The organism is Kineococcus aurantiacus (genome assembly GCF_013409345.1).
Taxonomy (GTDB): domain Bacteria; phylum Actinomycetota; class Actinomycetes; order Actinomycetales; family Kineococcaceae; genus Kineococcus; species Kineococcus aurantiacus.
Genome location: NZ_JACCBB010000001.1, coordinates 1,957,756 through 1,977,612, shown reverse-complemented (window position 1 = coordinate 1,977,612; position 19,857 = coordinate 1,957,756). Strand labels below are relative to the sequence as shown.

Here is a 19,857-nt window from a genome sequence, read left to right as displayed (position 1 = left end):
GGACCACGGTGAGTGACCGTGCCGACGAAACTTCTACACAGCGTCGTCAGCGGGGTGGTCAGTGGAGTGGTCAGCGGGGTTCGACGCGCAGCGCCACGATCGCCACGTCGTCGTCGCTGCCCTCGGGCAGCATCCGCGCCAGCAGCGCGTCGCACAGGTCGTGCACGCCCAAGCCCCCGAGGTCCCGGGCGACCTCGCGCAGCTCGCCCAGCCGGTCGGTCATCGAGCGGTCGCGGCGCTCGACGAGCCCGTCGGTGTACAGCAGCAGCACCGACCCCACCGGCAGGGTCGACTCGTGCTGGGTGCGCACCTGCCCCGGGCCCAGGCCCAGCACGATGCCGTCGCCCTCCAGCACCCGCACGCTGCCGTCGGGGTCGACCACGACGGGCGGCAGGTGGCCGGCGGTGCACCACCGCACGTGCCGGTCGTCGTCGTCGCCTGCCACGACCTGCAGCACGACGGCCGTGGCCAGCGTCGTCATCCCCAGCCCGGCCAGCAGCCCGTCGAGCCGGCCCACGACCTCCGCCGGCTCGGCGGCGCGGTCGTAGGCCAGCGCGCGCACCAGGGTGCGGACCTGGCCCATCGCCGCGGCCGCCGACACGTCGTGGCCCATGACGTCGCCGATGACGACGACGCTCGAGCCGTCGGGCTGGGTGAAGGCGTCGTACCAGTCCCCGCCGACCTGCGCGGCCTCGGCCGCGGGCAGGTACCGCGTCGCGATCGACAGCCCCGGCGCGTCGCGCGGGTCGGTGAGCAGGCTGCGCTGCAGCGTCTCCGACGACGTCCGCTGCTGGGCGTACAGCCGCGCGTTCTCCAGCGCGACGCCCGCCCGGGCGCCCAGGTCCGTCGCGGTGGCCAGGTCGTCCTCGGTGAACGGCGGGCGGTCCGGCCCCGACAGCAGGGTCAGGGACCCGGTGACCTGGCCCCGCGCGCGCAGCGGCACGACGACGGCGCTGCCCAGGCCCAGCCGGCGCAGCACCTGCGCGATCTCCTCGGTCCGGGTGACGGCGTCGACGTGGTCGTCCTCGACGGTCACCAGGGACGGCCCGACCTCCCCGCGCAGCACCTGCATGGACAGGGAGTTGTCGCCGAGGGCGGCGTGCAGCTCCTGAAAGCGGGCCGCGTCCGACGCCCTGGCGGGGTCGGAGTGCGAGGCGCGGATGTGCCGGGTGCGGCCCGTCGCGTCGAGCAGGGTCGCGAACGCCCACTCGGCGAAGTCGGGCACCACCAGGGAGGGCAGGAGGTCCTGGGCGGCGAGGGGGTCCAGGACCTCGGACAGCTTGTCGGTGACCCCGGAGAGGAACTCCAGGCGGCGCCGGGCGTCGCGGGCCACGGCGAGCGCGGCGTCGCGCTCGCGCTCGGCCTGCACGCGCAGCGTCACGTCGGACTGGACGCCGACGAAGTGGGTGACGCGGCCCGTGGAGTCCTTGACGGGGGAGATGACGACCTCGTTCCAGAAGGCCGTCCCGTCCTTGCGGTAGTTCAGCAGCAGCTCGGTGATCGTGTCGCCCTCGCGCAGGGCCTTGCGGATGCGCCGCACGGCCTCGACGTCGGTGTCCGGCCCCTGCAGGAAGCGGCAGTTCTGCCCGACGACGTCCTTGCCGTAACCGGTGACCTTCTCGAAGGCGGGGTTGATCCAGACGAGCGGGTTGTCGGGCAGGTTGGGGTCGGAGATGGTGAACGACAGGTCGCTGGCCAGGACGGCGCGGCTGTGCAGCTGCTCGGCCGACTCCTGCGCGTCGCGGACCATGCCCTCCTCGCGCAGCGGCAGCAGGACCACCAGGGCCAGGCCGTGGAGCTGGTCGGCGGAGGCGTCCGACAGCGGCAGGCCGACGACCCACAGGGCCTCGCGGACCCCGGACATGTCCGAGGAGCGGGCGGCGGTGACGCGCTCGCCGTGGACGGGCTCGCCGTGGGCGATGCGCGACAGCGGGGAGGCGTCGTTGGCGGGGTCGGTGATGTCGTCGCCCGCCGAGCTCTCCAGCCCGGCCCGCCGGGACCACTCGTCGACGGGGCACGGCAGCGTGACGCCGGGAGCGAGCTGCTCGGCGAGGGGGTTGGCGAACAGCACGGTGCCGTCGCCCACGTGCACGAGCAGGACCGCGCCGGGGCGGCCGTGCAGCACCTCGGGCAGCTGGTCGCCGATGCCCCTGCCGGCGAGCGCCGCGTTCGTCCCGTCCATCGCAGCGACCCTAACCGCGTGGTCGGACAGCGGCGAGCCGCCGTGGTCCGCGTGGTGCCGGTGGGGTGGGCGGGACGAGTTTCCACACCTGTGCGTGAGTGAACGGAGACGTTCCGTCACCTCGCGGAGAGGAGGCCGACGGGTGTCGGGTCCGTGAACCACCGGGGTGCACACTGTTCACGTGATCGCCTCGCACGACGAGTGGCTCGCCGGACTCGACGACTCCCTCCGCGCCGAAGCACTGCACTGCCTGCTCAGCGGGACCTACTCCCGTCGGCTCCTGGAATCGCTGCGCCGGGACGGCCCGGTGATCTCCCGGCGCGAACGCGGCCTCGACGACCCCGAGAAGGCCCACGCCGGGGACCCGCTGGGCGCCAACCTGCAGACCTTCCTGCGCGAACGGCTCGTCGTGGAGTCCCCCGAGACCGTCACGCGGTAGCGGCCGGCTCCACCGGCCCCTCCACCGCCCTGAGCCCGGCCAGCTCCTGCGGCACGGGGTGGACCCGGCGCAGCTCCTCGCCCAGCAGCGCGGCCGGCACGGCCGCCGAGTACAGCCACCCCTGGCCCAGCGGCGCGCCGATGAACCGGCACACCTCGGCCTGCTCACCCGTCTCCACGCCCTCCACGACCACCGTCAGGCCCAGCCGGTTCGCCAGGTCCACCACGGCCGTCACCACCGACTGCCCGTTGACGTCCTCGGTCAGCGACTGCGTCAGCGACCGGTCCACCTTCAGCACGTGCACGGGCAGGCGCCCCAGGTACCCGAACGCCGAGTAGCCCGTGCCGAAGTCGTCGATCGCCACCCGGCACCCCAGGCCCGCGAGCTCGGTCACGACGCGCTCGGCGGGGGAGTCGGGGTCCAGGAACACCGACTCGGTCAGCTCCAGCGTCAGCAGGTGCGGGGCGAACCGGTACCGCACGATCAGCTCGCGGACGATGTCGGCGAACCCCGGCGACTGCAGCTGCACGACGGACACGTTCACGGCCAGCCCCGCCCCCGCCCGGAACACCCCCGCGGCGTCCGCGCGGTCCACCGCGGTCCGCAGCACGTGCTCACCCAGGGCGACCACGAGGTTGGACTCCTCGGCCACCGCGACGAACTCCACCGGCGAGATCCGCCCCAGCTCGGCGTCCTCCCAGCGGGCCAGCGCCTCGAACTTCTCCACCCGGCCCGTCGTGAACGAGACGATCGGCTGGAAGTGCACGTCCACCGTCCCGTCCGCGACGGCCGCCGCGAGGCGCTCGCGCAGCAGGGTGCGGCGGGCGTGCTCGGCCGCGACCGCCCCCGAGTACACCGACACCGCCCCGCCGCCGCGCGGCTTGGCGTCGCGCCGCGCGATGTCGGCGCGCGCGAACGGCCTCATGACGTCGCCGGCGTCGTGGTCGGCGTCGTGGTCGGCGCCCGACGGGCAGGCCGCGACCCCCGCCACCGCCGACAGCGGGAAGCGCCCCGCGCCGGCGACCCGGCCGGGAGCCGCCGTGAGGGCCGCCACGACCGCCCCGGCGTGGCGCACGGCCTCCCCGGGCTCCCCGGGCAGCACGACGGTGAACTCGTCGCCGCCGGTGCGGAACGACTGACCACCCAGGCGGCCCGCGACGCGGTCCACCTCCACGGCCGCGGCCGCGATGACGGCGTCGCCCGTGCCCACGCCCAGGACGTCGTTGAGGTCGTCGAGGCCGACGAGCTCGACGAGCACCAGCGACCGCGTCCCCGCCGGCGTGGACAGGGCCCGTTCCAGCAGGGCCCGGTTGCCCAGGCCCGTCAGGCCGTCGTGCAGGGCCTGGGACGTCAGGTGCGCCGTCGTGCGGTCGACCGAGCGGGCCGTCGCGGCGTGCCGGACCGTGAACGTCACCAGCACCGCCACGTACAGCCCGTACAGCACCGGGTCGGCGCGGGGGCTGACCACGAGCAGCAGCAGGTCGGCCAGCAGGATCGGGCCCGGCACCAGCGAGGCGGTCTCCAGGCGGCGCGCGGCGCGCGCGGCGGCCTCCCCGCCGCGGCGCACGACCCCGTCGCGCGGCAGCAGGACCATCCCGACCGCGCCCCCGACCAGCGCGAGCACCGCGGCGGCGACGGCGACGGCGGGCTGGTCCCGCCAGCACACCGCGGCCAGCGCCGTCCCGCTGCCGCTGACGCTCAGACCCACCGCCGCCACCCGCAGCCGGGGCTGCTCCACGGCCAGCGCGATCGCCGAGCACGCCACCAGCGACCCGGCGGCCAGCACCACGACGGTCGCCGCGACCCGGCCCGCGTCCCCGGGGTGACCCGTGCGGGCCAGCGCGTCCCACCCGGCGGTGGCCAGCGCGCTGCCCAGCATGAGCGCGTCCACGACCAGGGACGGGTCGTCGCTGCCCGCGCGGGCGCGCACCAGCAGTTGCAGCAGCACGACGACGGTCCCCAGCTCCGCGGCCGCGAACGCCAGGTGCGTCAACGGGAACGGGCCCACGTCCCGGGTCGGGAACAGCCCCGCGGTCAGCGTCCCCAGCCCCCACAGGGTGCCCGCCACGACGTACCCGTCGCAGGCGCGGCCGCGGGGCAGGAGCGCGAACGCGACCGCGGCCACGACGACGGCCGCGACCCCGGTCAGGGCGACGGGGGTGCGCACCGGCCCGGGTGCGTGCACCGCGAGCACCGTCAGCGCCGCCGCGAGCACCAGCAGCGCCAGCCCACCCGCGACACGACCCGCGGTGGGGCGCGCGGGAGCGAGCGGGGACACCATGCAGGGGGCATCGGCGGCGCGCGGTGCCGACTTGACCCGTCGTTCTAGAACACGGGCGTCGGCCACGGCTCCCGGCGTGGGGGAGGATGGGGGCTGCTCGACGTTCGTTCAGCAGGGAGTGGTGGGTCACGTGGCCAAGGGCAAGGTCCGTTCGTACGACGAGGAGCGCGGCTTCGGGTTCATCCGCAGCCCGGAGGCGCCCGACGACGTCTTCTTCCACTTCAAGGACGTCGTCGGCGGTGAGGAGGGCGACTTCGAGGGCGCGACCGTCGAGTTCACCCTCACCGACGGCGAGCGGGGGCCGAAGGCCTCCAACGTGCGGGTCGAGTCCCGCCGCTCCGGCGGCGCCCCCGCCGCCGAGCGCCGCCCGGCGTCCGCGAACCGCCCGCCGTCGCTGCGGGAGTTCCGCCGCGAGGTGACCGAGATCCTCCTCAGCGTCGACGGCATCGGCAGCACCCAGATCCGCGCCGTGCGCGACTACCTGTCCGACTACGGGCTGGACCGCGGGTTCGTGGTGGAGGACACCCGCCGCTGACGCGGTGGGACCCGGCACGTCGACCCCACGGCCCCGTCGACCGGGACGGTGGGGCCGGCGTGCGGGACCCCGCGCCCGGGAAACCGGTGGGACGGGACGTCCCGCTCCCGCGACGATGACCCCGTGCGCACCCTCACCGCCTGCCACACCGCCGACCTGCCCGACCTCGGCGCGGTCCGCGCCCTCCTCCACGACGTCTTCGACGACCTCGCCGACGAGGACGTCGAGCACGCCCTGGGCGGGTGGCACGCCCTCGTCCACGACGACGGGGTCCTCGTGGGCCACGGCTCGGTGGTGCGGCGGCAGTTCCTCGTCGGCGGCCTCGCGCTGCCCGTCGGGTACGTGGAGGCCGTGGCCGTCGCGGCCGGCCACCGCCGCCGCGGCGTCGGCACCCTCGTCATGGACGAGCTGGAGCGGGTCCTCGTCGCCGGTCACGGCGTGGGGTTCCTCGGGGCCTCCGACGAGGGCGCGCTGATGTACGCGGCCCGCGGGTGGCCCGTGTGGCGGGGTCCGCTGGCGGTCCTGGCGACGACGGGCGTGCGGGCCACCCCGGACGAGCGGGGCGGGGTGCGGGTCTTCGACCCGGCCGGGCGGCTCGACCTGGACGCGGAGCTGGTGTGCGAGTGGCGGTCGGGAGACGTGTGGTGAGGGTGGGCGGGGCGCAGCCCCTCACCACACCCCGCCCGAGACCGGGTGCTCCCGCTGCAGCTCCTCGGCGACCCGGTCGGCGGTGACGGCCGCCGAGTACAGCCAGCCCTGCCCCAGCCCGGCCTGCATCGACCGGCAGATCGCGGCCTCCTCGTCGGTCTCGACGCCCTCCACGACGACGGTCAGGCCCAGCCGGTTCGCCAGGTCCACGACGGCCGTCACGACCGACCGCCCGTTGCCGCCGGTCGTCAGGGACTGCGTCAGGGACCGGTCGATCTTCAGGACGTGCACGGGCAGCCGGTCCAGGTACCCGAACGCCGAGTAGCCGGTGCCGAAGTCGTCGATCGCGATCTGGCAGCCCAGCCGGGCCAGTTCGGTGACGACGCGCTCGGCGGGGGAGTCGGAGTCCAGGAACACCGACTCGGTCAGCTCCAGCGTCAGCAGCTCCGGCGCGATCCGGTAGGTGGACAGGATCTGCCGCACGACGTCCGCGAACCCCGGCGACTGCAGCTGCACGACGGACACGTTGACGGCCAGCCGGACCCCGGCGTCGAACACGCCCGCGGCGTGCGCGCGGTCCACCGCGGTCCGCAGGACGTGCTCGCCGAGGGCCACGACGAGGTTGGACTCCTCGGCGACGGGGACGAACTCCACGGGCGAGACGCGGCCCAGCTCGGCGTCGTCCCAGCGGGCCAGCGCCTCGAACTTCACGACCCGGCCCGTCGTGAGGTCCACGATGGGCTGGAAGTGGACGTCGACGGCGCCGTCGGCGACGGCCGCGGCGAGGCGCTCGCGGACCTTCAGCCGGCGGGCGTGCTGGGCGGCGACCTCACCGGAGAACACCGAGTACCCCTGGCCGCGGGGATTGGTGCGGGCGTCGCGCAGGGCCAGGTCGGCGTGCACGAGGGGCAGCGTCGCGCCGCCGTCGGTGGGGGTGCCGGGGTCGACGCGGGACAGGCCCGCGAGCGCGTCCACGGGGAACCGCCCGGCGCCGGGGACCTGCAGGGGCGCGGCGCTGACGGCGTCGAGCACGCCGGGCAGGTGCCGGGCCACCTTGTCGGGGGCGCCGGGCAGCAGCAGCGCGAACTCGTCGTGCCGGACCCGGTAGGTGCTGCCGCCCAGGGGGGTGACGTGCTCGCGCAGGTTCGCCGCCGCGGCCCGCAGCACCTCCTCGCCCACGGCCACGCCGAGGACGTCGGTGACGTCGTCCAGGCCCGTGACCTCCAGCAGCACCAGCGACTGCACCCGGTCGGGCTCGGTGAGGGCGTCGCGCAGCGCGGTGCGGTTCTGCAGCCCCGTCAGCGGGTCGTGCAGCGCCTGGAAGGACAGCCGGTCGCTCGTGCGGTCGACCGCGCGCGCCGTCACGGCCTGCCGCAGGGCCGCCCCGACGACCGTCCCGCCGAGGAAGACGAGCATCAGCACGTCGTCGCGGGGGGAGACGGCGAACAGCGCCACGTCGGCCAGCACGAGACCCGCGGGCACCGCACCGGCCACCCGCTGCCGGCGCACGGCCCGCGCCGCGGCCGCCCCGCCGTGCCGCACGAGCCGCGTCCGGGGCCCGCGGACCACCAGCACGAGCGCCCCGAGCAGGCCCAGGGCCGTCCCGACGTCCCCGGTGACCGGCTGCTCGGCCGACACGACGGCGCTGACCTCGGTGCCCACCGCGCCGATCGCCAGCCCGATCCCGCACAGCCGCAGCCGCGGCTGCTCGACGGCCAGCACGGTCGTGGCGGCCGCCACGAGGGAGGCCGTCACGAGGACGAGGACGGTGCCCGCGGCCCACCCCGCGTCGCCGGTGAACCCGGCGCGGGCGTACCCGTCCCAGCCGATCCCGGCCAGCACGGTCGCGAGGAAGACCGCCTCGACGAGCGGTGACCGGGCGTGGTCGCCCACGCGGGCCGTGCGCAGCTGCTGGACGACGACGGCCGCCACCGGCAGCAGGGACAGGGCCTGCACGACCGGCGGGAACGGCAGCGGCCCGAGCGCGGCGTGCGGGAACAGGCCCGCCGCGGTGGTCCCGGCCCCCCACGCCGCCGCCGCTAGCGTGTGCCGGGCGACGGTGGCGCGGCTGCCGCGGCGCCGGACGAGGGGGACGGCGGCGCTCGCGGCGAGCCAGACCAGGCCGGTGGCGACCTTGAGGTGCTGGGCGTCCGGCCACCGGGTGTGCGCGCACACCAGGAGGGCCAGGGTGACGGCGAGCACCGACGCGGACAGGGCCGCGGGCCGGGCTTGCCGGGGGAGCGTCATGGAGAGGGGTTCGGCGGCGGCGGGGGCCGGCTGGATGGGCCGAGCGCGTGACGTCGGCCGGTGTCGACGGCGCCGGTGACCACGCAGCGCAGCGGGTCGTGCGGTGGCCCGGCCCCCGGGGTCCCGGGGTCCCACCACCCTCCGTCGTCACCTGGCCCGGCGGTCGCCGGGGGAAGGTGCTCGAGGGATCCGTTCCGTGATCGTCTCCGTCACAGCCAGCGACGACGACCCGTTCGAGCCACGGAGGTCTGGTCCACCCGGAGTCCCCCACGTGAGTCACAGAGCGTGATGGTTCGTGCGTGGGTGGTGACACCATCCGTTGTGACTACTCCGCATGGGGTACCTGTGGCCGTCGGGACGGGTGAGGCTGCCCGTTACCAAACTGTAACTTTGGGCTGCGGACAGCAAAACCGCAGGTCACGCGCTGTGTGCGCCAGACGACACGCCGTAGACCCTCGTGATCTTTCGTTACTCCCCGTGTTGCAGATGTGACTCTCGTGTACGTTCGGTTCCGTCACCGAGTCACTCCGCTGAGTAGCGGAGGGCGGGGTGGCGGAGGCTCGAAATCGGGCCGGCCCCTCATGGGGGGGAACATCACTTCACATGCCTTGGAGGCAATCGTGACCGCAGCAACCTCCCGGTTGCGCCGGCGTGGTATCGGGGCTGGCGTCGCCGCTCTGGTTGGGCTTGGTTCCATCGCGGGTCTCGCGGGCGCGGCTCAGGCTGCTCCCGGCTTCGACCCTTCCGCCGCTTCTTCCCGTCTCGCCGGTGTCGACCGCTACGACACCGCCGCCAAGGCCGCGCTGGCCGGCTGGACCACCGCGTCCACCGTCATCGTCGCCAACGGCGAGGTCACGGGCATCGACGCCCTCGCCGCGTCGTACCTGGCCGGCGTCAAGGACGCGCCGATCCTTCTCACGCAGAAGGACTCGGTCCCCTCCCAGACCGCCGCCGCCATCGCCTCGCTGAACCCGACCACGGTCATCGTCCTCGGTGACACGAACGCGGTCTCGGCCAGCACCTACACCGCCCTCGTCGGTTCCAAGACCGGTCAGCGCATCGACGGCCCGAACCGCTTCCAGACTGCGGTCGACATCATGACCGAGGCTGGCGTCACGCCGCCGAAGACGGTCTTCCTCGCCCGTGGTGACCAGTACGGCGTCGGCCAGGTCGCCGCCGACGCGCTCGCCGCCGGCCCGGCCGCCTTCAAGAACAAGATCCCGGTCCTGCTGACCAACCAGGACTCGCTGCCCGCCGAGACCCTCGCCGCGCTGAACACCGCCGGTGTCACCAAGGTCTACGTCCTGGGCAACGCCAACGCGGTCTCCGACGCGGTCTACACCCAGGTCGACGGTCTTGCCAGCGTCACCGACATCGAGCGCATCCAGGGCTCGGACCGCACCGCCACCGCGGCCGCGATTGCCAACGAGACCGACTTCGGATTCAACAAGACCGGCGCCGCTCTCGCCAACGGCTTCCGCATCGACGCCCTGGCCGCCGGCCCGGTCGTCGGCAAGGCCGGCTCGCCGATCCTGCTGACCGAGGGCACCGTCGGTCTCGGTGTCGGCACCGAGGCCTACCTGACCGCGAACGCCGCGACGCTGACCAAGGCGTGGGTCTTCGGTGATGAGAACAGCGTCACCTCGACCATCGCTGCGGCAGCGACGACTGCGGCCAAGGGGGGCACGCCCACCTCGAACCAGACGATCACCGTCTCCCCGACCGAGGCGAGCACCATCTCCCTCAGCGCTGACACCACTTCGCGTCAGTACACGGCGACCGGCCTGACCGCGGACACCGAGTACACCGTCGCTCTGGTGAACGCCGACGACATCACCACGACCGCGAACGGTGTGGTGTCCTTCGCCGACGACGACGACACCGATCAGTACGAGACCGGTTCGGTCGCCGCCGCAGAGATCAACGTCATCAACGGCACGGCGGTGGCGGGCACCGACGAGCTGACCGCCGAGCCCGTCAACGGGCAGATCTCCTTCACTGTCAACGGCACTGCTTACGGTGATGTCGTGCCGGTCGTCTTCGTCGACTCCGACGAAGATGGGGACATCGCTCTCGGTGCTGACGCCGTGGACACCCCCACCGAGGCCTTCGGCCTCGGTGGCGTGCTCAGCCTGCTGCCGGCCGAGCGGGCCACCGCTGCCGCCCTCGGTGCGGACTTCGAGATCGCCGAGATCATCCCGAACGGCGATGTCACCAGCCTGGTCCTGGACAGCGACACCACCGCCGCCACCGGTACGTTCTCGATCGTCGAGATCAACGCCAACGACCGGTACTTCCTCGGTTCCACCGAGGTCGTCGCGGCAGACTTCTTCGAGCAGCTGTCCGTCGGTGACGAACTCGACACCACCACGTCGTACAACGCGACCCCGGCGCTCCAGTCGACGTTCGTGCTGACCGACCTCACGCCCGAGCCGCCGACCCTGACTGGGCTCGACACGGCTGGGCTCACGGTGGACGACGTTGCCGCTGACGACGTCACCGACACCACCGCGGACCTCGAGGTGAGCAACCTCTCGGACGACGTGTCCTCCGTCACCGTGTACTACATCGCTGACACCAACGACGACACCGTCACGGCGCTTGACACGGACACCTTTGAGTCGCGCAGCTTCACGGCCGACAGTGACACCAGCACCGACAACTGGGACATCACCCTGACCGGCCTGGACGACGACACGTCGTACGACGTGTACGTCACCCAGACCGTCGGCCAGGAGGAGTCGGAGCCCAGCGATGGGTTCGAACTCACCACTGAGGTGACGAACACCGACAACACCGCTCCGACCATTGAGGACACCGTTCTCACGGACGACAACGGCACGCTCGGTGTGCTGGACTCGGCCGACGTGGTGACGCTCACGTTCTCCGAGTCGATGGCGTCGACCCTCGGTGACGCGGGTACCTTCCTCCGCTTCAGTGACGGTGACAGCACCTACCAGGTGAGCGGTGGGTTCGCGCAGGCCACCGACACGGACACCGACGACCAGCTGGTCATCACGGTTCCTGTGGCTGGTGCGACGTTCGGCCTCGTCGCCGGCGAGGACAACGGGCTCGACGTGGCGGGCGACTCCGTCAAGGTCAGCCTCGTTTCCAGCCAGTTCGACGACGTGGCGGGCAACCAGCTCAACCTGGCTGGTTCCGCGGACGTCACGGTGGACGACGAGTCCTGACGATCACGCACTGACGCCCTTCCTGGCGTGACAACGAGGCGGGTCCCCATGACACGGTGGGGGCCCGCCTTTGTGTCGTGTGTAACGACAAGAGTTGTACCAGCGATCTTGGGGGAAGGAGCGGTCGAAACCTCTGTAGGTTCAACGCACCATGCGCCGCGCCACCCCTCCCACCGTCGTCCTCCTCACCTTCCTCTGGTTCTCCTGGCTCGGTCTGGCCCGCTGGAACGTCGGCCGCTCCGGCGCCTATGACCTCGGCGTCTTCGCCCAGTCCGCCCAGTCCTGGGCCTCGGGTCACCTGCCGTTCAGCGCGATCCGCGGCCTGCCGCTCCTCGGTGAGCACTTCAGCCCGGTGACGGTGGTGTGGGGTGCGGCGTGGTGGGTGTGGCCGGACCCGCGGGCGCTCATCGTCGTCCAGGCCGTGCCGCTGGCGCTCACGGCGGGCGTCGTCTTCTCGGTCGCGCGTCGGCACCTGAGCGCTGAGACGGCGGTCCTCCTTGCCGCGTTGTACGCCGTCTCCTACGGCGTCGTGAACGTCGCCCGCCTCGACGTGCACGAGGTCGCGTTCGCCACCCCGCTCATAGCTCTGTCGTGCGCGGCCCTGCTGGAGCGCCGTCTCGGGGCGGCGTGCTGGTGGGCGTTGCCGCTGCTGCTCGTCAAGGAGGACCAGGGGCCGACGATCGTCGCGGTGGCGTTCCTGGTGTTCTGCTTCGCGCGGGGGCGTCGCCGGTTGCTGGGGGTCGGGACCGCCCTGACAGCGGTGGTCGGGACGTTCGGTGCGTTCGCCGTCATCCGTTGGCAGAACCCGCAGCACGAGATCCCGCTGTTCGCGCTCCGCTTCGCGGGGGAGGCGGCCACGTCGGCGCCGTTCGCGTGGAGCACCGACGGGTGGCCGCGGTTGGAGCTGGTGCTCCTGCTGCTCGTCACGGGCGGGATCTTGTGGGTGCGATCGCCCCTCGCGCTGGTCGCGGTGCCGACCCTGCTGTGGCGGCTCGTCTCGCCCTACGACAGCTACTGGTCCCCACGGTTCCACTACGACGGCGTCCTCATGCCGATCGTGTTCGTGGCGCTCGTCGACGTGTTGCGCCGGTGGCGTCGTCCTGTCGCCGTCCGACGCGTCCTACCGGTGGTCGCCGCTCTCAGCCTGGCGGCGAGCACGTTCACCTACCTGACCGCGAACTACGTCGTGAACCCCTTCAGCGCCGACACATGGCGGCCGTCCGCCGCGACGCGCGACCTGCTGGCCGTCTCGGCGGTGCTCCCGGCGGGCTCGCTGGTGTCCGCCGACAACGGGGCCGGGCCGTACTTCGTGACCCGGCACACCGTCCGGATCTTCACCAACACCGACGCCGTGCAGGCCGACTGGGTCGTCGTGGACCTGCGCATCGACGGGGCGAGCGCGACGAGGGCCGGCAAGGCCGCCCTCGTCGACCGGCTGTCCCGCGACCCGTCCGTGGAGGTGGTGCGCCGCGGTGCCGCGGTCGCGCTGCGGATGCCGTGCCGGGGGACGGTGTGGCTGCCGGAGCCCACGGGGAACCCGCCGCTGCCGGAGCCGGTGTGGGAAGCGGGCTGCACCGTTGGCTGATCGGCGCCTCTTGATGGTTCGGCAACCGATCTGAGCCTCTTCACCCGTTCGGCTGAACGATCACGCAGTGTCGTCCTAGCGTTTGCGGTGCACGCACCACCCACCGACGGGAGGAACCACGTGAAGAACCGCATCCGCATCGCCCTGGTCGGCGCACTGTCGTCGTCGTTCGTCCTGATCGGCATCGAGGCCGCGCACGCCGGCCTCCGCATCAACTGACCCCACCCACCACCCAGGAGATCGCCGTGAGCCTCAAGAACCGCATCCGCCTCGCCGCCGTCACCGTCCTGTCCTCCTCCCTCGTCGTCCTGGGGGTGGAAGCAGCTCACGCCGGCTACCGCATCTGAAGCACCGCAGGAACCCCGCACCCGTGACGGTGCGGGGTTCCTCACCGGCTGACCGGCCGCACGACCTCCAGTCGGTCGTACCGCTCGACGCTCCCATCGCACTCCCGAACCCACCCTGCGAGGTCAGCTCCGGGGATGCGGTCGGCGACGGTCGGGTCGACGACGAGCGTCGCGGCGCAATCCACCGCGCCATGTCCGATCACCCGGACGTCGGGTGCTCCGCGCTGCAGCGCGGCGGTGTCGGCCCAGGACACGACCACGGAACCGGCGGGCAGAGCGCGCAGCTCGGGGGCGAGCAGGGCGTAGTCGGCGGTCCGGGTGTTCGCCACCTGCCCCAGCTGGGCGCCGGCCGCGACGAGCAGCGGGACCGCCAGGACGGCCGCCACCGGCCAGGCGCGGAAGGAGATCCGCACCAGGCCGACGGCAGTGAGCGCCACCAGCGGCGAGGCGAGGACGTCGTGGTACTGCGGCAGCTTCAACGGTGACACCACGACCGCGACGGTGAAACCCACGACTGCGGCGGCGACCACCGCGGTGGACACGCGCCGGACGAGGGCGACACCGAGCGTGGCGCTCACCCACAGCGCCACCAGCGCCACCCACCCCAGGTAGCGGGACTGGAACCACCACGCCGCCCACCACGGCGGGAACGCGTAGTTCTGCCCCGCGACGTGCTGGACGGCGCCGCGGCCGGCGTGGCCCAGCTGCCAGTCCACGACCGTCCACACCGCGTGCGGGGCCTGCGCGCCGAACGGTGCGTACGTCGCGAGGAACACCACCACGGCGGTCAGACCCGCCAGCAGAACACCACCGACCTTGCGGGGGTGCACGGCCCACGCGACGAGAACGACGACCGCCACGGCCGCTCCGGTGAGCTTCGTCGCCGTGGCCGCCCCCACGGCTGCGCCGAAGACCGCCCACCGCCACCACACCGGCTGGGCCGCGACGCCTTGTGCCGCCCACACTGCGCAGGCGGTGAAGAACAGCAGCGGCATCTCCAGGGTCGCCTGCCGGCCGACGTGCGCCTCGACGACGCCGGGGTGCAGGGGCAGGACGTACCAGAGCGTCATCGCGACCAACCCCGCCCACGGCCCCGCGACTCGGCGGGCGACGTAGAACAGGACACCACCGGTTGCGATCCCCAAAAGGGCCGACGGCAGCCGGTCCGCCGTGAGGGAACCTCCGAACACCAGGTGGCCGAGACCGATGAGGAACTTCGCCAGCGGAGGGTGCTCGAGGTTGGCGCGGAAGTCGCCGTGCACGTAGGCGGCGCCGGCGTCGCGGTACACGAGCTCATCCCCGGTAGACGACTCGACGCCCAGGCGCCAGCAGAACACGAACACCCCGACGAGGACGACGAGGAGGGTGAGCAGTCGTCGGGTTCGCGTCATGACCCGGTCACGGTACCGGGAGGGTCCTACGTGGTGGTGCTGAGCCTGCTGTAGACGTGAGGCGTGCACACCTCCGCGGGAACAGTCCTCGACGGCGCCCTGACAGGATCCTGATGCGTGACTAACGCGCCGTCGTCGCCGGCTCGTGAACGGGTGAACGGCTTCCCGAAAAGCTTCCGACCGACCGGGCGCGTCCTTACAGTGGGAGGACGAACCACCAGCGGAGGCCATCGCGCCCCGCGTCCTAGGAGAACCTCACCCATGCCCTCGCGGTCCCCGCGGTTGCGCGCCCTCGCCGCCGCGTTCGTCCTGACGTCCCTGGCGACCGCCGGTTCGGCGCTGCCCGCCGCGGCCAGCACCGGGTTCCAGCCCGACGCGCCCGATCGCCGGATCGGTGGGGTCGACCGGTTCGACACCGCGGCCCGGACCGCGCTCGACGCGTTCCCGGACGGGACGACCACGGCGATCCTCGCGAACGGCTGGCGCAACGTCGACGCGCTGACCGGCGCCTACCTCGCGGGCCTGGAGAAGGCGCCGATCCTGCTGACCGACCGCGACGCGGTCCCGGCGAGCACCCTCGCCGCGCTGCGCGCCCTGGGCGTCGAGGACGTCGTCGTGCTCGGTGACGAGAACTCGGTGGGCGACTCCGCGCTGGACCAGCTCGACGCCGCCGGCATCGGGGTCGCGGGCATCGTGGCCGGTGAGGACCGGTACGACACGGCGGTCCAGATCTACGGCTTCGGGGAGACGGCCCCGGAGACGGTGTTCATCGCCCGCGGCGACGTTCCCACCGGCACGGTCGCCGCCGATGCCCTGGCCGCCGGTCCCGCCGCGTTCAACGGCCGTCCGATCCTGCTCACCGCCGCCGACCGGCTCCCCGACGTGGTGGCCGACGCGCTCGCCGAGGGACAACCCCGGCACGTCGTGTTCCTCGGTCGGGGCATCTCGCAGGACGTCCACGACGAGGTGTCGGACCTGGTCCCGTCGGCGCTGGTCCAGACCATCGGCGGTGCGGACCGCACGCAGACGGCGGCGCTGCTGGCGAGGGCGTGGGCCCCGTACATCCTGTACGAGTGGCGCGGGCAGGTCGCCCTGGCCAACGGGTACACCGTCGACGCCCTCGGTGCCGGGGTGTGGGCGGGGCTGCGCCGCGCCCCGATCCTGCTCACCGACGGCACCGCCTCGCTGGGGTCGGGGACGACGGAGTACCTGACGAGCAACGTCATGAGCCGCGGCACCGTGTTCGGCGACGAGCGCAGCGTCCCGCAGGCGCTCGCCGTCCGCGCCCGTGAGCTCGCCCACGGCGGCCCCGCGGCGCCCCGGGCCGTGACCGCGGTGGACGTGCCGGGCGGCAAGCTGTTCGTGGGGACCCACGAGGCGGAGCTGCACCCCGACCACACCTACGTCGTCGACGAGCGCGAGGTGACCCGCACGGAGATGATCGCCGCGGCGCACGTCGGCAGCCGTCTCGTCGCGGAGTGGGAGATCCCCCGTCCCGGGACGGTGACCTGGACGTTGCTCACGACGCGGCCCGAGGACTGGACCGACGGGCAGATCGAGCGCTTCGCGGGCGGTTTCGCCCTCATCGACCCCGGTACCGGTCTGCGGTTGCGGACGTTCGCCGACGCCGACCTGCCGGTGGCCGGGACGTACTTCGTCGACGGCGCGATCAGCACCCGCAGCGGTTTCCTGGCCGACCTCAACGACTACGACCAGGTGCGCGTCACGGGGACGACGGTCGCGCTGACCAACGGCCCCATCAGTGCGACGGTCGTCGGGGTCGACGCCACCGGGTACTCCGCCCGGACCTACGGCAGCACCACGGCCCACACCTACCCGCTGCCCGGTCCGGGCGACGACGTCCAGCGCGCCGGTACGTCGATCTCCCCGGCCCAGTTCACGAGCGAACTGACGGTCGGCGACGCCGTGGAGGACTGGACCGTCGGGGGTGTGCGCCACCTCCGGATCACGAACTACGCGCCGGCGCCGTTCACCAGCGTCTACGAGGGCGGGACGCTGCCGACGGTGGACCCGGGTGACGGGACGACGAGCCCGTTCCGCGGGCACGCGGTCGACACGGGGGCGCCGCAGACGTGGTCGCTGGGGTGGGGGTGCCGGATCCACGTCGACGGCGCTCTCGCCACCCCGGAGCAGTTCAACGCCGCCGCCAAACCTGGCGCGATCGTGTACGTGCAGCCCACCGACGGGCCGGCCGGGACGGTGGGGGAGATCTGGCTCGCCACGACGCCCTGATCCCCGCCGCCTCGCACCCTCCGGACGGGGCGTCACCCGCCCCGCCGTCGCCCGCTCAGCCGATCCCGCTCACACCCCACCGGCCCGACACCTCCTCCACGGGGCCGCGCAGCGGCCCCCCGACGAGGGTGAGGCGCCGTGCGGGTGCGACGGACGATGGCGGTGGCGTGCGTGCTGGCGGGGGTGGTCGTCTCCTCGGCCGCCCCGGCGGTGGCCCAGGTGGACGGGCGCGGGACGCGGGACCGGGCCGTCGTCGGCGCGGAGGCGTCCGGGACGGAGACCGTGGGAGCGCCCCAGCGCGTCGTCGCGCCGGGGCGCACCGCGGACGTGTCCGGCACCGTCCTGCGCCTGGACGGCGACGAGGGCGAGGCGACGACGCTGCTGCGGACCGCCACCGGTTTCGTGCCGCTGACCGGCGACGCCGCCGCGCGGCTGGCCGTGGGGGCGAAGGTGGCGCTGCGGGTGTCCGCCTCGGCGACCCGGCCCGACGCCGTGCAGGTCGAGCAGGTCCTCTCGGTGTCCGCGCGCACCCTCGCGTCGTCCGCCGCCGGCGGGGTGCAGCACCTCAAAGTGGCTCTCGTCGCGCCCGCCGGGACGAAGCCCGGCGACTACTCCGCCGCCGACGTCCGCGCCGCCGTCGCCAGGGCGTCGGACTACTGGTCGGCCGTCACGAACGGGAAGGTCAGCTTCGTCGTCGACACCGTCGCCGACTGGACCACCTCCCCGTACACGTGCGCGCAGTTCACCTCCATCTGGAGCGCCGCGGCGAACGCCACCGGGTACACGGGCGCGGCCTCCGAGCACGTCCTGACGGTGTTCCCCCGCTCCGCCTACACCTCCGGCGGCTGCTCGTACGGCAAGGGGACCCTCGGCGCCGACGCGACCAGCAGCGGCGCGGCGTACGTCGCCGACATCTCCCAGTCCGTCATCGCCCACGAGCTCGGGCACAACATGGGGTACGACCACGCCAACGCCCGCTACGGCACGGCCGCTGCCCCCGACCCGGGCCACACCGGCGGCACGTACGTCGGGTACGGCGACGTGTTCGACGTCATGGGTTTCTCCGACCCGCAGGACCGGATCGGCACCGGCGCGCTGAACGTCGTGCACCGCGACCAGCAGGCCGCGCTGTTCCCGGGGCAGGTGCGGACGGTGACGTCCTCGACGAACGTCACCCTCCAGGCCGTCGGTTCCACGGCCACCCCGGCCGTCAAGGGCGCGAAGGTGGTGGACGGGTCCGACGTCTACTACCTGGAGTACCGCGCGAACGTCGGCACCGACGTCCGCGTGTTCTCCGACGGGCGCCGACCCGCTGCGGGTGTGCGGGTCCTGCGCCGTGACACCACGTCGACGTACAACGCCTCCGTCGTCCTGGACCCCACCCCGACGGGCAGCACGAGCGACTGGAACCAGGTCGTCCCCGTCGGCGGCACCTTCACCACCGCCTCGGGCCGGCTGAAGTTCACCGTCGCGTCGGCCGCGGGGGAGAACGCCACCGTCGCGGTCACCGTCGGGGGCGCCACCACCGGCACCGTCCTCGCCGCCCCGTCCGGGGTGAGCGCCACCTCCACGGCGGCCGGGACCGCGACCGTGGCCTTCACCGGGGTGAGCGGGGCCACCGGGTACGTGGTGACCCCCTACCTCGACGGGGTCGCGCAGACCGCTGCGGCGGTCACGGCGGCGACGTCCCCGGTGACGGTCAGGGGCCTGGCCACCGGCCGGTCCTACACGTTCGGGGTCACGGCGAAGAACGCGGCCGGCACCAGCGGGGAGGCCCGCTCGGCCGCCGTGACCGTCGCCGGCGCCCCCGCCCGGCCCACCGGGCTGAGCGCGACCGTCGCCGGGAACGTCGCGTCCCTGTCCTGGGCGCCCGGTGCGACCGGCACCCGGTACCGGGTGGACGTCCTGGCCGGGACGAGGGTCGTCTGGTCGGGGACGACGGACGGCGCGAGCGTCCGGACGTCGGCGCTGCCGGCGGGCAGCTACACGTTCACCGTCACCGCCACCGGCGCCTCCGGCACGACCACCTCCGCGCCGTCCGCGGCGTTCACCGTCGCGGCGCTGGCCGCGCCCGGCGCGGTGACGATCACCGGCAGCGGGGTCGGCGACCGGTCCGCGTGGGTGGCGTTCACGCCCGCCACCACCGGCGGCGCCGCCACCTCCTACCAGGTGACGATCTACTCCGGCGGTGTCGCGGTGCAGTCGGGCACCGTGCCGGCGACGACCGGGAGGGTGACGGTGTCGGGGCTGGTCAACGGCCGCGGCTACACCCTCGGCGTCAGGGCGCGCAACGGCGCCGGGACGGGTGTGGAGAGGGTCAGCGCCGTCCTGGTGCCGGGCGCCCGGCGCTGATCGCGGCGAACCCCTCGACGCGCGGCCGGGCCCGGCGCGCGGCCGGGCCCGGCGGCACCGGGCCGCGGTCGGCGGGTGGCGCGGCGACCAGGCGCGGGTCGACCCGCAGCTCCTCGACGCCGGCGGCGCGCAGCAGCGCCCGCAGCGCGCGCCGGCCGATCTCCAGGTGCGGGTGCCCGTCCCCCAGGACGGCGCGCAGGGCTTCGCGCGAGGTGAACGCCACCCCGGTGCGGTGCCCGAGGGGGTCGGTGAACGTCCGCAGGACCGCGGCGTGGGGGCCGGCGTGGACGGGGACGAACAGGCGGGCCGGTGAGGGTGCGGTGCTGGACACGTCGTGGACGCTAGGCACCCCGCGCCGCCGGGGGAACGGCCCTGACGAGGCCCTGACGCCGGGCTGACGCGCCCT

12 protein-coding genes are annotated in these 19,857 nt (G+C 73.7%); 7 read left to right on the top strand and 5 right to left on the bottom strand.

Features of this window, described 5'->3' with window-relative positions:
• Positions 1–70: 70 nt before the first annotated feature.
• Positions 71–2,182, bottom strand: a complete 2,112-nt coding sequence (locus BJ968_RS09500) for a SpoIIE family protein phosphatase (protein ID WP_179751246.1) — start codon at positions 2,180–2,182, stop codon at positions 71–73.
• Positions 2,183–2,363: 181 nt separating this feature from the next.
• On the opposite strand from BJ968_RS09500, the gene BJ968_RS09495 reads away from it, so the two are divergent.
• Positions 2,364–2,621 carry a hypothetical protein gene (locus tag BJ968_RS09495; RefSeq protein WP_179751244.1) on the top strand — a complete coding sequence of 86 codons (258 nt, stop codon included), beginning with the start codon at positions 2,364–2,366 and terminating at the stop codon, positions 2,619–2,621.
• Here the strand turns inward: BJ968_RS09495 and BJ968_RS09490 are convergent.
• A complete protein-coding gene (locus BJ968_RS09490) occupies positions 2,611–4,902 on the bottom strand; it encodes a putative bifunctional diguanylate cyclase/phosphodiesterase (RefSeq protein ID WP_179751242.1) in 2,292 nt (763 codons plus the stop codon). The genes BJ968_RS09495 and BJ968_RS09490 overlap by 11 nt on opposite strands.
• A 121-nt stretch (positions 4,903–5,023) precedes the next feature.
• Here BJ968_RS09490 and BJ968_RS09485 point away from each other — a divergent pair, with 121 nt between their 5' ends.
• Together BJ968_RS09485 and BJ968_RS09480 are read left to right on the top strand one after the other, a co-directional pair.
• Positions 5,024–5,437 (top strand): cold shock domain-containing protein, encoded by a 414-nt coding sequence (locus BJ968_RS09485; RefSeq protein WP_179751240.1) that lies wholly within the window; start codon positions 5,024–5,026, stop codon positions 5,435–5,437.
• A 123-nt stretch (positions 5,438–5,560) separates the two neighbouring features.
• Positions 5,561–6,085: a GNAT family N-acetyltransferase gene (locus BJ968_RS09480; RefSeq protein ID WP_179751238.1), complete on the top strand. Its 525-nt coding sequence runs from the start codon at positions 5,561–5,563 to the stop codon at positions 6,083–6,085.
• Positions 6,086–6,106: 21 nt separating this feature from the next.
• Here the strand turns inward: BJ968_RS09480 and BJ968_RS09475 are convergent, their stop codons facing one another.
• Positions 6,107–8,332, bottom strand: a complete 2,226-nt coding sequence (locus tag BJ968_RS09475) for a putative bifunctional diguanylate cyclase/phosphodiesterase (protein ID WP_179751236.1) — start codon at positions 8,330–8,332, stop codon at positions 6,107–6,109.
• 620 nt (positions 8,333–8,952) lie between these two features.
• Between BJ968_RS09475 and BJ968_RS09470 the strand changes: the two genes are divergently transcribed.
• Together BJ968_RS09470 and BJ968_RS09465 are read left to right on the top strand one after the other, a co-directional pair.
• Positions 8,953–11,523 (top strand): cell wall-binding repeat-containing protein, encoded by a 2,571-nt coding sequence (locus BJ968_RS09470; RefSeq protein ID WP_179751234.1) that lies wholly within the window; start codon positions 8,953–8,955, stop codon positions 11,521–11,523.
• A 151-nt stretch (positions 11,524–11,674) separates the two neighbouring features.
• Positions 11,675–13,108, top strand: a complete 1,434-nt coding sequence (locus tag BJ968_RS09465) for a DUF2079 domain-containing protein (RefSeq protein WP_179751232.1) — start codon at positions 11,675–11,677, stop codon at positions 13,106–13,108.
• A 388-nt stretch (positions 13,109–13,496) separates the two neighbouring features.
• On the opposite strand, the gene BJ968_RS09460 is transcribed toward BJ968_RS09465, so the two are convergent.
• Positions 13,497–14,846, bottom strand: a complete 1,350-nt coding sequence (locus BJ968_RS09460) for an ArnT family glycosyltransferase (RefSeq protein ID WP_179751230.1) — start codon at positions 14,844–14,846, stop codon at positions 13,497–13,499.
• Positions 14,847–15,107: 261 nt separating this feature from the next.
• Between BJ968_RS09460 and BJ968_RS09455 the strand changes: the two genes are divergently transcribed.
• Together BJ968_RS09455 and BJ968_RS09450 are read left to right on the top strand one after the other, a co-directional pair.
• The gene (locus tag BJ968_RS09455; RefSeq protein WP_179751228.1) at positions 15,108–17,099 is read left to right on the top strand and encodes a cell wall-binding repeat-containing protein; all 1,992 of its coding nucleotides are present in this window, start codon (positions 15,108–15,110) and stop codon (positions 17,097–17,099) included.
• A gap of 138 nt (positions 17,100–17,237) precedes the next feature.
• Positions 17,238–19,451, top strand: coding sequence for a fibronectin type III domain-containing protein (locus BJ968_RS09450; RefSeq protein WP_179751226.1), 2,214 nt, complete (start codon positions 17,238–17,240; stop codon positions 19,449–19,451).
• Here BJ968_RS09450 and BJ968_RS09445 read toward each other — a convergent pair.
• Positions 19,417–19,782, bottom strand: a complete 366-nt coding sequence (locus tag BJ968_RS09445) for an SAV_915 family protein (protein ID WP_179751223.1) — start codon at positions 19,780–19,782, stop codon at positions 19,417–19,419. The two genes, BJ968_RS09450 and BJ968_RS09445, sit on opposite strands and share 35 nt — an antisense overlap.
• Between the last annotated feature and the right edge of the window lie 75 nt (positions 19,783–19,857).